At 74.2% G+C, this 14,106-nt stretch carries 11 protein-coding genes; 2 read left to right on the plus strand and 9 right to left on the minus strand.

Features of this window, described 5'->3' with window-relative positions:
• Positions 1 to 7: 7 nt before the first annotated feature.
• The gene (locus tag ACIPPS_RS27225; RefSeq protein ID WP_401437090.1) at positions 8 to 1,663 is read left to right on the plus strand and encodes an FAD-dependent monooxygenase; all 1,656 of its coding nucleotides are present in this window, start codon (positions 8 to 10) and stop codon (positions 1,661 to 1,663) included.
• On the opposite strand, the gene ACIPPS_RS27230 is transcribed toward ACIPPS_RS27225, so the two are convergent.
• The 9 genes from ACIPPS_RS27230 to ACIPPS_RS27270 form a co-directional block, all read right to left on the minus strand.
• Positions 1,630 to 2,253, minus strand: a complete 624-nt coding sequence (locus ACIPPS_RS27230; RefSeq protein ID WP_401437093.1) for a TetR/AcrR family transcriptional regulator — start codon at positions 2,251 to 2,253, stop codon at positions 1,630 to 1,632. The two genes, ACIPPS_RS27225 and ACIPPS_RS27230, sit on opposite strands and share 34 nt — an antisense overlap.
• The gene (locus ACIPPS_RS27235; RefSeq protein ID WP_401437096.1) at positions 2,241 to 2,948 is read right to left on the minus strand and encodes an enoyl-CoA hydratase family protein; all 708 of its coding nucleotides are present in this window, start codon (positions 2,946 to 2,948) and stop codon (positions 2,241 to 2,243) included. The genes ACIPPS_RS27230 and ACIPPS_RS27235 overlap by 13 nt, the downstream gene beginning before the upstream one ends.
• A 27-nt stretch (positions 2,949 to 2,975) precedes the next feature.
• Entirely contained in the window at positions 2,976 to 4,547 is a 1,572-nt protein-coding gene (locus tag ACIPPS_RS27240) for a 4-coumarate--CoA ligase family protein (protein ID WP_401437099.1), read from the minus strand.
• Positions 4,548 to 4,626: 79 nt separating this feature from the next.
• Positions 4,627 to 5,760 carry an acyl-CoA dehydrogenase family protein gene (locus ACIPPS_RS27245; RefSeq protein ID WP_401437102.1) on the minus strand — a complete coding sequence of 378 codons (1,134 nt, stop codon included), beginning with the start codon at positions 5,758 to 5,760 and terminating at the stop codon, positions 4,627 to 4,629.
• On the minus strand, positions 5,757 to 7,799 hold the full coding sequence (locus ACIPPS_RS27250) for an acetyl/propionyl/methylcrotonyl-CoA carboxylase subunit alpha (protein ID WP_401437105.1): 2,043 nt from the start codon (positions 7,797 to 7,799) through the stop codon (positions 5,757 to 5,759). Before ACIPPS_RS27250 ends, ACIPPS_RS27245 begins: the two co-directional genes overlap by 4 nt.
• Before the next feature lie 11 nt (positions 7,800 to 7,810).
• Positions 7,811 to 9,409, minus strand: coding sequence for an acyl-CoA carboxylase subunit beta (locus ACIPPS_RS27255; RefSeq protein WP_401437108.1), 1,599 nt, complete (start codon positions 9,407 to 9,409; stop codon positions 7,811 to 7,813).
• Complete coding sequence (locus tag ACIPPS_RS27260) at positions 9,406 to 11,163, minus strand: acyclic terpene utilization AtuA family protein (protein ID WP_401437111.1); 1,758 nt, start codon at positions 11,161 to 11,163, stop codon at positions 9,406 to 9,408. The genes ACIPPS_RS27255 and ACIPPS_RS27260 overlap by 4 nt, the downstream gene beginning before the upstream one ends.
• A complete protein-coding gene (locus ACIPPS_RS27265) occupies positions 11,160 to 11,951 on the minus strand; it encodes a TIGR03084 family metal-binding protein (RefSeq protein WP_401437114.1) in 792 nt (263 codons plus the stop codon). Before ACIPPS_RS27265 ends, ACIPPS_RS27260 begins: the two co-directional genes overlap by 4 nt.
• 134 nt (positions 11,952 to 12,085) lie before the next feature.
• Positions 12,086 to 13,012: an EamA family transporter gene (locus ACIPPS_RS27270; protein WP_401437729.1), complete on the minus strand. Its 927-nt coding sequence runs from the start codon at positions 13,010 to 13,012 to the stop codon at positions 12,086 to 12,088.
• A gap of 166 nt (positions 13,013 to 13,178) precedes the next feature.
• Between ACIPPS_RS27270 and ACIPPS_RS27275 the strand changes: the two genes are divergently transcribed.
• A complete protein-coding gene (locus ACIPPS_RS27275) occupies positions 13,179 to 14,054 on the plus strand; it encodes a LysR family transcriptional regulator (RefSeq protein ID WP_401437116.1) in 876 nt (291 codons plus the stop codon).
• The last annotated feature ends 52 nt before the right edge of the window (positions 14,055 to 14,106 follow it).

Genomic DNA, 14,106 nt, shown 5'->3' on the forward strand with positions numbered 1-14,106 from the left:
GGCACCCGTGGCAGAAAGCCGTACGACCGATGTGCTGATCGTGGGCGCCGGGCCCGTGGGGCTGAGCGCGGCCGCCGAGCTCCGCAGGCAGGGGGTGCGGTGCCGGCTCGTCGACCGGCTGCCGGCCCGGCTGCTGTACGCCAAGGCCGTCGGGATCCAGCCGCGCACCCTGGAGATCTGGGACCGGATGGGGCTCGCCCGCACCGTCCTGGAGGCGGCGGTCCCGCTGCGCGGCCAGCTGACGTACGTCGACGGGCGGCAGCAGGACCGGATCGACCTGACCCTGCCGCCGGAGGTGCCGTACGGCTTCGCCGCGCTGCCCCAGTACACGACCGAACAGCTCCTGGAGGCGTACCTCGCCGGCCTCGGCACGGTCATCGAGCGCGGCACGGAGCTGCTGTCCTTCGCGCAGGACGCGGACGGGGTGACGGCCCGGCTGCGGACGGCCTCAGGCGTGGAGGAGGAGTTGCGCGTCGGCTATCTGGTCGGCTGCGACGGCGCGCACAGCACCGTCCGCAAGGGGCTCGGGCTCAGCTACGAGGGCGGGGCGTTCCCGGCGGAGTACCTGCTCGGCGACGTCGAGGTCGGCTGGGACCTGCCGTACGGCTACGGCCTGCGCTCCACGCGGCGCGCCGAGGGCGGCTCGGGCGACGAGGTCCTGGTCGGCGTCCCGCTCCCGGGCAGGAGCCGCTACCGGCTGTCGATGTCGGTCCCGCCGGAGCTCTCGACGCGGGGCGAGGACGCGGCGCCCGGGGACGGCGTCGCGCACGGCGTCGAGGGCGGCCGGGCGCCCGAGCTCGCGCACATCCAGGCCGCGGTCGACCGGCTCTCACCGGTGCCCACCCGCGTCTCCGACCTGCGCTGGTCGTCCGTGTTCCGGATCAGCCACCGGATCGTCGACCGGTACGGCGAGGGCCGGGTCTTCGTCGCGGGGGACGCCGCCCACATCCATCCGCCCACCGGCGCCCAGGGCATGAACACCGGGATCCAGGACGCCTGCAACCTGGCCTGGAAGCTCGCGCTCGTCGTCCGCGGCCAGGCCGGGCCCGCGCTGCTCGGCAGTTACGACGCGGAGCGCCGCCCGGTCGGCGAGGAGGTCGTGGGCCGGACCGTCCGGCACTCGACCCAGGGCATGACCGCCGACCCCGGCGACCCGCGGGCCCTGATGGTGCGCGAGGCCCAGCTCCTCGTCAGCTACCGGGGCGGACCGCTGGCGGGCGGCCCGTACGGTCCCGAGGACGCGCCGCAGCCCGGCGACCGGGCGCCGGACTGCACCGGCCTGACCCTCCCCCTCGCCACCTATCCGCTGCGCCTGCTCGACGTGTTGCGCGGCCGCACCGGACACGTCCTGGTGCTCTACGCGGACCAGGCCGCCGACCTCGCCAGGGCGGCGGAGGGCGGCGCGGTGGTCGCCACGGCGGCGGGCAGCGACGGCGACGGCCTGACGACGGTCGCCCTGCTCGCGCGCGAGGCCGACCACCTGCCGGACGGCCTGCCCGGATACCGGGACGCGGCCGGGGAGTTCGCCCGGCTCTACCGGCCCGACGGCCCGACCGGTTTCCTGGTCCGCCCCGACGGGCAGCTCGGCGCCCGCTTCCCGCTCGCCGGCACGGCGGCGGCGCTCACCGGCTACCTCGCGGCGCTCTCCGTACCCGTGCCCTGAACGCCCAGCGCCTCGTCCAGGAGGACGGACCACTGGGCCACCACCCGCTCGCGGCGGGCCCCGTCGTCCGTCAGCAGGGTCGCCAGGCCCAGGCCCCGGGCCATGTCCAGGAAGCCCTGCACCGTCTCCCGTACCCCGGGGACGGACTCGTCCGCCGCCAGCAGGGTCACCGCCATGCGGTGCGACTCGCGGCCGACGCGGGCCTCCAACTCCGTGACGCGCGCGTGCAGCTGGGGCTCGTGGGCGGCCGCCACCCAGAGGTGGAGGGCGGCGCGGAAGAGCGGCCCGGTGAAGAGGTCGACCAGCGCGGCGACGGCCTCGCGGCGGTCGCGGGCCGGGAGACCGCGCAGGGCCTGGGAGCGTTCCTCGGCGACGTACTCGACGGCCGCCGTGAAGAGGTCCTCGCGGGTGGGGAAGTGGTGCTGCGCCGCGCCCCGCGAGACCCCCGCGCGCTCGGCGACCACCGCGACGGTGGAGCCCGCCCAGCCATGTTCGGCCAGGCAGGCCACCGCCGCCTCCAGGAGCCGCTGCCGGGTGGCGCGGCTCCTGTCCTGCTGGGGGCCCTGCCGGGGGCCGGTCACAACCGCCATTCGGGGTCCCGTCGTTCGAGGAAGGCCGTCATCCCTTCACGCGCCTGAGGGGAGGCGAAGAGCGAGGCCGACCTCTGCACCAGGTCCTCCGCGTCGCGCTCGAAGGTTTCCAGGACTCTAGCCGTGACCAGCCGCTTCGACTCGGCCAGCCCCTGCGGGGAGCCCTTGCGCAGCCCTTCCAGGACGGCGTCGAGCTCCTCCGCGGCCGCGGTCACCAACCCCATCGCGAGCGCCTGCGCCGTCCCGAACCGCTCCCCCGTCACGTAGTACCGCGCCGCCGCCCTCGGCTCCAGCTTCGGCAGCAGCGTCAGCGAGACGACGGCGGGCGCGACCCCGATCCGCGCCTCGGTCAGCGCGAAGTCGGAGTCCGCGGAGGCCACCACGATGTCGCAGGCGCCCAGCAGCCCGAGACCGCCGGCCCGGACGTGGCCGTCGACGACCGCCACGACCGGCTTCGGCAGCTCCACGATCCGCCGGAGCAGATCCACGAACGCGTACGGGCTCGGCGGCGCCTTCAGGTCGGCGCCCGCGCTGAACGTCGAGCCGGTGTGGGTGAGCACCACCGCCCGTACCGCCGGGTCCCGCCCGCACTCACCGAGCGCCGCCGTCAGCTCGGCGACCAGCGCCGCCGAGAGGGCGTTGCGGTTCTCCGGGGCGTCCAGCGTGAGCGTGGCGATGCCCCGGTCGAGCTTCAACGGTCCACCTTCATCACAGGTCCACCTTCACTCTCGGTCCCTCAGTTCGCGCCGCAGGATCTTCCCCGACGCGGCGCGCGGCACGCCGTCGACGAACTCCACGCGCCTGATCTTCTTGTACGGGGAGACCTTCCCCGCCACGTACGCCCTCACGTCCTCGGCGCTCAGATCGGCCGCGCCCGCCTGCCGGACGACGTACGCCTTCGGGATCTCGTTGCCGTCCTCGTCCCGCACGCCGACGACGGCCGCGTCCGCTATGCCGTCGTGGGTGAGCAGCAGGGCCTCCAGCTCGGCCGGGGCGACCTGGAAGCCCTTGTACTTGATGAGCTCCTTGACCCGGTCGACGACGAACAGCCAGCCGTTCTCGTCGACGCGGCCGATGTCGCCGGTGTGCACCCAGCCGTCGGCGTCGATCATCGCGGCGGTGGCGTCGGGGCGGCCGAGGTACCCCTTCATGACCTGCGGACCCCGGATGGCGACCTCGCCCTCCGCGCCGGGCCCGGCGTCCTGCGACGGGTCGTCGAGGGACAGGATGCGCATCTCGGTGGAGGGCAGCAGCTTTCCGACGGTCCCGGGCGGCGGGTTCGGGGCGGCGAGGGGCACGACGTGCGTGCCCGGGGAGAGCTCCGTCATCCCGTACGCCTGCCGGACCGGCGGCAGTTCGAGCCGGGCCGAGCAGGCCTCGGCGAGGGAGGCGTCGAGCGGGGCGGCGGCGCTGACGATGTACTCCAGGGAGGACAGGTCGTAGTCGGCGACCGCCGGGTGCTTGGCCAGCGCGAGGACGATCGGCGGGGCGACGTACAGGCCGTTGATGCGGTGGTCCTGGATGGCGGCCAGGAAGGTGTCGAGCTCGAAGCGGGGCAGGACGACGACGGTGGCGCCGTGCCGCAGCGGGGCGTTCATCAGGGCCGTGAGCCCGTAGATGTGGAAGAAGGGAAGGATCGCCAGGATGCGGTCGCCCGGGCCCATCGGGATGAGCGGATCGAGCTGCGCGAGGTTGGTGGCGATCGACGTGTGGGTGAGCATCACGCCCTTGGGGACCCCGGTGGTGCCGGAGGAGTACGGGAGGGCGGCGACGTCCTCGTCGGGGTCGATCGCCACGTCCGGTTCGGGGGCGGTGGAGCCGAGGAAGGACTGGAGGGAACGGCAGTCGTCGGCCGTGTCGCAGACGAAGATCTCGCGTATGCCGCCCGCCAGTTCGGCGGCGCGACGGGCGGCGGGCAGCAGGGGCGAGACGGTGACGATCCAGCGCGCGGAGGAGTCCTGGAGCTGCTTGGCGAACTCCTCCGGTGTGGAGAGCGGATGGACGGTGGTGACGGACGCACCGGCCCGGGTGGCCGCGTAGAACGCCACCGGGTACAGGACGGTGTTGGGGCTGTGCAGGGCGAGGACGTCGCCCTTGCGGACCCCCGCCTCGGCCAGACCGGCGGCGACCCGCCGGTGGAAGGCGTCGACCTGGGCGTAGGTGAGGGTCGGTCCCCCGCCCGCGCCGTCGATCAGGGCCGGGGCGTCACCGAACTCGGCGGCCCGGCCGAGGACGGCCTCGTGGATGGGGAGGGAGAGGGCCGGAACATCCGCGTACTCGCTGTGAAACACCATGCGTGCCCCTTGGCTGTCGGAGGTGGCTCGGGACGTCGGCGGGACGGTGGCGCGGGACGTGGCGACAGGATGGACCGGCTCAGTACGACTTGGGGAGACCCAGGGACTGGTGCGACACGTAGTTGAGGATCATTTCCCGGCTGACGGGCGCGATACGGGCCACCCGGGAGGCGGTGATGAGCCGCGCGAGGCCGAACTCCCGGGTGAGGCCGTTGCCGCCCAGGGTGTGCACCGCCTGGTCGACGGCCTTGACGCACGCCTCGCCGGCCGCGTACTTGGCCATGTTGGCGGCCTCGCCCGCGCCGATGTCGTCACCGGCGTCGTACAGGTGGGCGGCCTTCTGCATCATCAGCCGGGCCAGCTCCAGCTCGATGTGGGCCTGCGCGAGCGGGTGCGCGATGGCCTGGTGGGCGCCGATCGGGGACTTCCAGACCTGGCGCTCCTTGGCGTAGGCGACGGCCTTGCCGAGCGCGTACCGGCCCATGCCGATCGCGAAGGCGGCGGTCATGATCCGCTCGGGGTTGAGACCGGCGAAGAGCTGGAGCAGCCCCGCGTCCTCGTCGCCGACGAGGGCGTCGGCGGGGAGGTGGACGTCGTCGAGCGTCAGCTCGAACTGCTTCTCCTGGGCCGCGAGTTCCATGTCGATGGCCCGGCGGCCGAAGCCGGGGGCGTCCCGGTCCACGATGAAGAGACAGGGCTTGAGGTTGCCGGTGCGGGCGTCGGAGGTGCGGCCGACGATGAGGGTCGCGTCGGCGATGTCGACACCGGAGACGAAGATCTTGCGGCCGTTGAGGACCCAGCCGTCCTCGGTGCGGGTGGCCGTGGTGGTGATGCGGTGGGAGTTGGAGCCGGCGTCGGGCTCGGTGATGCCGAAGGCCATGGTGCGGCTGCCGTCGGCGAGGCCCGGCAGCCACTCCCGCTTCTGGTCCTCCGTGCCGAACCGGGCGATCACCGTGCCGCAGATGGCCGGTGAGACGATCATCATCAGCAGGGGCGCGCCGGCCGCGCCCGCCTCCTCCAGGACGATGGAGAGTTCGGCGATGCCGCCGCCCCCGCCGCCGTACTCCTCGGGGAGGTTCACCCCGAGGTAGCCGAGCTTCCCTGCCTCGGCCCAGAGCGTGGCCCGGTCGAAGTCGGGGCCGTGACGGTGGCCGAGGGAGGCGACGGCGGAGCGCAGGGCGGTGTGTTCCGGGGACTCGATGACGCTGCTCATGGGGTCTTTTCCTCCTGTGCATCGGTCTGTACGGACTGCTGTACGACGGCGAGCAGGGCACCGACCTCGACCTGGCGGCCGGGGGCGGCGTGGAGCGCGGTGAGCGTGCCGGAGGCGGGAGCGATGACGCGGTGCTCCATCTTCATGGCCTCCAGCCAGAGGAGCGGCTGCCCGGCGGTGACCTGGGCACCGACCGCGAGCCCGTCCGCGACCCGGACGACGGTGCCGGGCATGGGCGCGAGCAGCGAACCGGGCTCGCGCTGCTCGGCGGCGTCGGGGAAGCGGGGGCGGCGGGTGAGCCGGTGGGGCCCGACGTACACGACGTCGGCGTACCGGGCGACGTCGAAGCCCCGGACCACACCGTCCACTTCGAGCCGTACGCGGTCGGGGTCGGCGGAGACGACACGGACGCCTTCGGGGGCGGTGACGGTGAACCCGCCGTCACGGGTGGGCCGGTACCGGACCTCGTGGTCGCCGTAGGCCACGACCTGGTCCTGCGAGGCCACGTTCCGCCACCCGCCCCCGAACCGCCCCTGACGGGCGACGGCGTCCGCGAGCGCGGCGGCGACGGCGGCGTACGCCTCGCCGGACGGCGCCTGGGTGAGGGCGTCGAGGTTCCGCTCGTAGAACCCGGTGTCGACACGGGCCGGGTCCTGGAAGTCGGGGTGGAGCAGGGAGGCGACGAGCAGGCCCCGGTTGGTGACGGGCCCGTGGATCCTGGCGCCCTCCAGCGTGTGCGCGAGCTTGCGCACGGCCGCGGCGCGGGTGGGGGCGTGGACGACGACCTTGGCGAGCATGGAGTCGTAGTGGACGCCGATGGTGTCGCCGGAGGCGTAGCCGGTGTCGACACGGGGCCCGGGGCCGGTGTCGCCGGAGGTGCGGCCGGTGTCGACACGGGGCCCGGGGGCGGTGTCGCCGAAAACGCGGCCGGTGTCGACACGAGGCCCGGGGCCGGTGTCGCCGGAGGCGTAGCCGGTGTCGACACGAGGCCCGGGGCGGAACTCCAGCGCGTGCAAGGTGCCCGCCTGGGGCGTCCACCCCGAGGCCGGGTCCTCGGCGTAGAGGCGGGCCTCGATCGCGTGGCCGCCCGCGAGAGGCGGTTCGGGCGGCAGCGCCCGGCCCTCCGCCACCGCGATCTGGAGGGCCACGAGGTCCACGCCGTGGACCTCCTCCGTGACCGGGTGCTCCACCTGGAGCCGCGTGTTCATCTCCAGGAAGTGCGCCCGGCCGTCCGCGACAAGGAACTCCACCGTCCCCGCGCCCACGTACCCGACCGCCCGCGCGGCGGCGACCGACCGGGCGTACAAGGACTCCACCAGGCTCCGCGCGAGCCCCGGCGCCGGGGACTCCTCGATCACCTTCTGGTGCCGGCGCTGGAGCGAGCAGTCGCGGGTGCCGAGCGCCCAGACCGTGCCGTGCCCGTCGGCCAGGATCTGGACCTCGACATGGCGGCCGTTCTCCACGTACGGCTCGACGAACACCTCCCCGTCCCCGAACGCGCTCGCCGCCTCCGCCGAGGCGGCCTTCAGCTCCGCCTCCAGCGCGCCGAGCTCACGGACGATCCGCATGCCCCGCCCACCACCGCCCGCCGCCGCCTTCACCAGCACCGGCAGGTCCGCCTCTGCGACGTCGGCGGCCGCCAGCGGGGCGATGCCGAGGAGCTCCTTCGCCCGGGTCTTCGAGGCCATCGCCTCGATCGCCTCCGGCGGCGGCCCGATCCACACCAGCCCCGCGTCGAGCACGGCCCGCGCGAACTCCGCGTTCTCCGACAGGAAGCCGTACCCCGGGTGCACCGCGTCCGCGCCCGCCGCGAGCGCCGCCTTCACGATCAGGTCGCCGCGCAGGTACGTCTCCGAGGGCGCCGCCCCCGGCAGCCGTACCGCCGCGTCCGCCTGCCGGACGTGCAGGGCCGAGGCGTCGGCGTCCGAGTGGACCGCGACCGTCCCGATGCCCAGCTCCCGGCACGTACGGAACACCCGACAGGCGATCTCGCCCCGGTTGGCGACGAGGACCGTCCGGACGAGGACTGAACGGATCATGGGTTCCTGCCTCACATTCGGAAGACGCCGAAGCCGCCGCGCGCGCCCTCGACCGGTGCCGTGTGGATCGCGGACAGGCACAGCCCGAGGACCGTGCGGGTGTCGCGGGGGTCGATGACGCCGTCGTCGTACAGCCGTCCCGACAGGAACATCGGCAGCGACTCCGACTCGATCTGCGCCTCGACCATCGCGCGCAGCCCGGCGTCCGCCTCGTCGTCGTACGGCTGCCCCTTCGCCGCCGCGCTCGCGCGCGCCACGATGGAGAGCACGCCCGCGAGCTGCTGGGGGCCCATGACGGCCGACTTGGCGCTCGGCCAGGCGAAGAGGAAGCGCGGGTCGTAGGCCCGGCCGCACATGCCGTAGTGCCCGGCGCCGTAGCTCGCGCCCATCAGCACGCTCAGGTGCGGCACCCGGCTGTTCGACACCGCGTTGATCATCATCGCGCCGTGCTTGATGATGCCGCCCTGCTCGTACTCCTTGCCGACCATGTAGCCGGTGGTGTTGTGCAGGAAGACCAGCGGGATGTCGCGCTGGTTCGCCAACTGGATGAACTGCGCAGCCTTCTGGGACTCCGCGCCGAAGAGCACGCCCTGGGCGTTCGCCAGAATCCCCACCGGATAGCCGTGCAGCTCCGCCCAGCCGGTCACCAGGCTCGTCCCGTACAGCGGCTTGAACTCGTCGAAGTCCGAGCCGTCGACGATCCGGGCGATCACCTCGCGCGGGTCGAACGGCGTCTTCAGGTCCCCCGGCACGATCCCGAGCAACTCGTCCTGGTCGTACGTCGGGGGCTGCGCGGGGGCCGGATCGGCGTGCGCCTTGCGGTGGTTGAGACGGGCGACGATCCGGCGGGCCTGACGGATCGCGTCGGCCTCGTCCACGGCGTAGTGGTCGGCGAGCCCCGACGTCCGGGCGTGCATCTCCGCGCCGCCGAGCGACTCGTCGTCGCTCTCCTCGCCGGTCGCCATCTTCACCAGCGGCGGACCGCCGAGGAAGACCTTCGAGCGCTCCTTGATCATCACGGTGTGGTCGGACATGCCCGGGACGTACGCCCCGCCGGCCGTGGAGTTGCCGAAGACGACCGCGACGGTGGGGATGCCGGCCGCCGAGAGCCGGGTCAGGTCGCGGAAGAGCGCCCCGCCGGGGATGAAGATCTCCTTCTGGGAGGGCAGGTCCGCGCCGCCGGACTCCACGAGGGAGATGACCGGGAGCCGGTTGGCGTACGCGATCTCGTTGGCGCGCAGGGCCTTCTTCAGCGTCCACGGGTTGGAGGCGCCGCCGCGCACGGTCGGGTCGCTGGCGGTGACCACGCACTCGACACCCTCGACGACACCGATACCGGTCACCATCGACGCCCCGACCGGGTAGTCGCTGCCGTACGCGGCGAGCGGGGAGAGCTCCAGGAAGTGCGTGTCGGGGTCCAGGAGCAGCTCGATCCGTTCGCGGGCGAGCATCTTGCCGCGTCCGCGGTGCCGTTGGACGTACTTCTCACCGCCGCCCGCGAGCGCCTTGGCGTGCTCGGCGTCGAGGGCGGCGAGCTTGTCGAGCATGGCGGCGCGGTGGGCCGCGTAGTCGGGTCCGCCCGTGTCGAGGGCGGAGGCGAGGACGGTCACAGCAGTTCCTCCGGTACGTCGAGTTCGCGGGCGCGGAGCCACTCGCCGAGGGCCTTGGCCTGGGGGTCGAAGCGGGCCTGGGAGGCGACGCCCTCGCCGAGGATCCCGGTGACGACGAAGTTCACCGCGCGCAGGTTCGGCAGGACGTGCCGCACGACACCCATGTCCTTCGTCTCCGGCAGGAGGTGACGGAGGTGGTCCACGGTGAGGGTGTGGACGAGCCAGCGCCACGCCTCGTCCGTGCCCACCCAGACGCCGATGTTCGCGTCGCCGCCCTTGTCGCCGCTGCGCGCCCCGGCGACGAGCCCGAGGGGCACCCGGCGCGTGGGCCCGTCCTCCAGGGGCTCGGGCAGCGGCGGCTCGGCGACCGGCTCCAGCGCGCGGGTGCGGATGGGCGGGGCGAGGTCGACGCGGCTCCCGTCGGGCAGGACGGCCGTGTGGGGGACGGTGGCGGCGGGGACGTGGATCGCCTCGAAGACCCCGTAAGGGGCTCCCCTGCCGGGTGGGGCGGTGACGTGGAAGCCGGGGTAGCTCGCGAGGGCCAGTTCGATCGCGGCGCCGCTGAGGGCGCGGCCGACGGGTTCGGGGGCGGGGTCGCGGACGACGAGCCGGAGCAGCGCGCTCGCGGCCTCCTCGGTGTCGGCGTCCGGGTGGTCGGTGCGGGCCAGCTCCCAACGGACGTCGGCGGGACGGGAGCCGGAGCGCGCGAAGGCGTCCTCGACCTGGTCCTTGACGAGCTGGGCCTTGGCCTCGACGTCGAGGCCGGTGAGGACGAAGACGACCTCGTTGCGGTGGCCGCCGATCCGGGTGAGCCCCGCCTTGAGGGTGGGCGGCGGCGCCTCGCCCCGTACGCCGTCGATCCGCACCCGGTCGGGGCCCTCCTGGGTGAGCCGTACGGTGTCGAGCCGGGCGGTCGCGTCGGGCCCGGCGTAGCGGGCGCCGTTCGTCTCGTACAGGAGCTGGGCGGTGACGGTGCCGACGTCGACGAGGCCGCCGGTGCCGGGGTGTTTGGTGATGACGGCGGTGCCGTCGGCGTGGAGTTCGGCGATCGGGAAGCCGGGGCGGCGCAGGGCGGCCGGGTCGTGGCGGGCGAAGAAGGCGTAGTTGCCGCCGGTGGCCTGGGTGCCGCACTCCAGGACGTGCCCGGCGACGACCGCGCCCGCCAGCCTGTCGTACTCCTCCGGCCCCCAGCCGAAACGCCACTGCGCCGGGCCGGTGACGAGGGCGGCGTCGGTGACGCGTCCGGTGACGACGACGTCGGCGCCGGCGCTGAGGCAGGCGGCGATGCCGGCGCCGCCGAGGTAGGCGTTGGCGGTGAGGACCCCGTCCTCGGCGGGGAGCCGGTCGCCTTCGACGTACCCGACGCGGGTGGGCAGCCCGAGCCGCCCGGCGAGCCGGTCGAGGGCCTCGGCGAGGCCGGCGGGGTGGAGACCCCCGGCGTTGGTGACGATCCGCACGCCCCGCTCGTGGGCGAGGCCGAGGCCGTCCTCCATCTGCCGCAGGAAGGTCTTGGCGTAACCGCCGCCGGGGTCCTTCAGGAGGTCGCGGCCGAGGATGAGCATGGTGAGTTCGGCGAGGTAGTCACCGGTGAGGACGTCGAGGGACGCGCCTTCTGCCGGTCCGCCTGCGCCTGCGCCTGCGCCTGCGCCTCCGCCTGCGCCTCCGCCTGCGCCTGCGCCTCCGGTGAGCATCTCGCGGACGGCGTCGAAGCGGTCGCCGTAGAAGCCGGAGGCGTTGCCGATACGGAGGATCACGGCCGCTCCTCGGGCGCGCGGCCCGCTCCGGGCGGCCCGGCGAAGGCCTGGGCGATGGTGAGCCAGTGCGCCGCCGCCTCGCCGGTCGCCTCCAGGGCGGTGTCGTCGCGGTGGACGCGCTGGGTGACGAGGAGGCAGAAGTCGAGGGCGGGGCCGGTGATCCGCTGGGTGGCGTCCTCGGGCCCGAAGGCCCACGCGTCCCCGTCCGGCCCGGCCAGTTCGATCCGGAAGGGCTCGGCGGGCGGGGTGATCCCCCGTACGAGATAGGCGTAGTCGCGGGCGCGGACGCCGATCCAGGCGACGTGGCGGAGCCGGGCGGTGGGCGGGCGGACGATCCCGAGGGCGTCGGCGATGTCCTGCCCGTGGGCCCAGGTCTCCATGAGACGGGCGGTCGCCATCGACATGGCGCTCATGGGCGGCCCGTACCAGGGGAAACGGGCGCCGGGCGGGGCGGCGCGCAGGGCCGTCCACAGCCGCTCGCGGCCGACGCGCCACCGCCCGAGGAGTTCGGGGGGTGACAGCGCGGCGCCCTCGGCGGCGCCGTCGTCGACGAACGACTCGGGCGCGGCGAGGGCCTTCTCGGCCTCGGCGCCGAACCCCTCGGCGTCGGTGACGGCGAGGAGCGCGGCGCGGTCGGTCCAGGCGAGGTGGGCGACCTGATGGGCGATGGTCCAGCCGGGCGCGGGGGTGGGCACGGCCCACTTCTGGTCGCTCAACTCGCGTACGAGCAGATCGACTTCCTCGCTCTCACCGCGTAGATCGGCGAGTACGACGACGGGGTCGGACACGGTGCGCTCCCCTCGGGACACGGGCGTGTGCCGAGGAGCATGGCAGCGGCGCAAGAAACAATCAAGCGTGCTTGCTTGTAGCGGGGCGGAAAAACTCCGCCCCGCGTCAGCGGGGGCGCACGCCGGACCGCGTCCTAGGCGTCCAGGACGGCCGGGGTGTGTTTCCCCTGGGTGCGGACGGCGCCCATGCTCGCGGCGATGACCAGTGCGATGGCCAGCGCGTCGACGAGGGAGAGGCCCTGGCTCAGGACGAGGAAGCCGGCCGTCGCGGCGATGGCCGGTTCGAGGCTCATCAGGATGGCGAAGGTGGGCGCGGGGAGGCGGCGCAGGGCGAGGAGTTCGAGGGTGTAGGGGAGGACGGAGGACATCAGGGCGACCGCGAGGCCGAGGGCGATCGTCGAGGGGACGAGGAGTCTGCCGCCCGCCTCGACGATGCCGAAGGGCAGGCTCAGGACGGCGCCGAAGGCCATCGCGAGCGCGAGCCCGTCCGCCTGCGGGAAGCGCCGGCCGGTGCGGGCGCTGAAGACGATGTACGTCGCCCACATCGCGCCCGCCGCGAGGGCGAAGCCGGTGCCGACCGGGTCGAGCCGGTCGAAGCCGCCGCCGCCGAGCAGCCCGCTGAGCAGGAGGACGCCGCCGAGGGCGAGCCCGGCCCAGACGAGGTTGGCGAGGCGGCGCGAGGCGATGACGGAGAGGAGCAGCGGCCCGAGGACCTCCAGCGTCACCGCGGCGCCGAGCGGGATCCGCTGGACGGCCTGGTAGATGAAGATGTTCATCCCGGCCATGGCCGTACCGAACGCCACGACGGTGCCCCAGTCGGCGCGGCCGTAGCCGCGGACCTTCGGGCGGCAGACGATCAGCAGGACGGCGGCGGCGAGGACCAGCCGCAGCGTGACGACGCCCAGCGCACCCGCGCGCGGCATGAGCGTCACGGCCACGGCGGACCCGAACTGCACGGAGACCCCGGCGGCCAGCACGAGCGCGACCGGCCCCAGGCGGGCACCCCGGGCGGAGGGCGCCGAGGCGGTGGCCGCGGTGGCCGGTACGCCGGTGCCGGCGATGTCCTTGACCGGACTGTCCACCGGTTCACTCCCCTACTGGATGGTTCATCAGATTGCACTTACGAGTCCAGAATAGTGGACCCGTCAAGAGGGCTCCGAAACCCACGTTAGGCGGCTGCGCGCGGCGCGTGAAATGCCGATTGGGCTGCGGTTATGCTCCGGACGCATGACTCATGGAAGTCGCTCGGGCATCGAGCTCCGCCATCTCCGCTGCTTCCTCGCCATCGCGGAGGAGGGGAACGTGACCCGGGCCGCCGCCCGGCTCCACCTCACCCAGCCCGCCGTCTCCCGCACGCTCGCCGCGCTGGAGAAGCACCTCGGCGTCCGGCTCGTGGACCGCTCCACGCACCACCTCGCGCTCACGGCCGAGGGCCGCGCCTTCCACGACCGCGCGGCGGCGGCGGTCGCGGCCTTCGACGCGGCCCTGGACCCGACGCGACTGCGCCACCGCCCGCTGCGACTGGGACACGCGTGGTCGGCGTTCGGCCCGTACACCACCCCGCTGCTACGGCGCTGGCAGCGCGAGCACCCCGAGACACCGCTCGAACTCCTCCGCATCGACGACCGCACGGCGGGCCTGGTCCGGGGCGAGGTGGACGCGGCGCTGCTGCGGGGGCCGGTGGACGCGCCGGGCCTGGCGACGGAGGAGCTCGCCACGGAGGACCGGGTGGCCGCCGTGGCGACGGACAGCGTGCTGGCGTCCCGTACGTCGCTGACCCTGGCGGACCTCGCGAGCGAGACGATCGTCCTCAACACGGTCTCGGGCACGACGACCCCGTCCCTCTGGCCCGCCGCCCGGCGCCCGGCGACGACCCTCACGGTCGGCAACACCGACGACTGGCTCACCGCGATCGCGGCGGGCCGCGGCGTCGGCGTCTCCTCGGCCTCCACCGCGGCCATGCACCCCCACCCGGGCGTCACCTACCGCCCCCTCCCCGACGCCCCCCAGGTCCAGGTCCTCCTGGCCTGGCGCGACGCCTCCCCCCATCCGGCGACCCCCCTCCTGGCGACCCTGGCCCGGAAGGTCGCGCGGGGCGGGTGAGGCGGTCGGGGCGGGTGAGGCGGCCGGGGCGGGTGAGGCGGCCGGGGCGGGT

It is taken from the genome of Streptomyces sp. NPDC090127 (genome assembly GCF_044746945.1).
Classification (GTDB): Bacteria; Actinomycetota; Actinomycetes; order Streptomycetales; family Streptomycetaceae; genus Streptomyces.

Excerpts from the sequence above, each read along its gene's own strand:
- ACIPPS_RS27275 (WP_401437116.1), top strand. The coding sequence starts at position 13,179 with ATGACTCATGGAAGTCGCTCGGGCATCGAGCTCCGCCATCTCCGCTGC.
- ACIPPS_RS27230 (WP_401437093.1), bottom strand. The coding sequence starts at position 2,253 with ATGGCGGTTGTGACCGGCCCCCGGCAGGGCCCCCAGCAGGACAGGAGC.
- ACIPPS_RS27240 (WP_401437099.1), bottom strand. The coding sequence starts at position 4,547 with ATGGTGTTTCACAGCGAGTACGCGGATGTTCCGGCCCTCTCCCTCCCC.
- ACIPPS_RS27245 (WP_401437102.1), bottom strand. The coding sequence starts at position 5,760 with ATGAGCAGCGTCATCGAGTCCCCGGAACACACCGCCCTGCGCTCCGCC.
- ACIPPS_RS27250 (WP_401437105.1), bottom strand. The coding sequence starts at position 7,799 with ATGATCCGTTCAGTCCTCGTCCGGACGGTCCTCGTCGCCAACCGGGGC.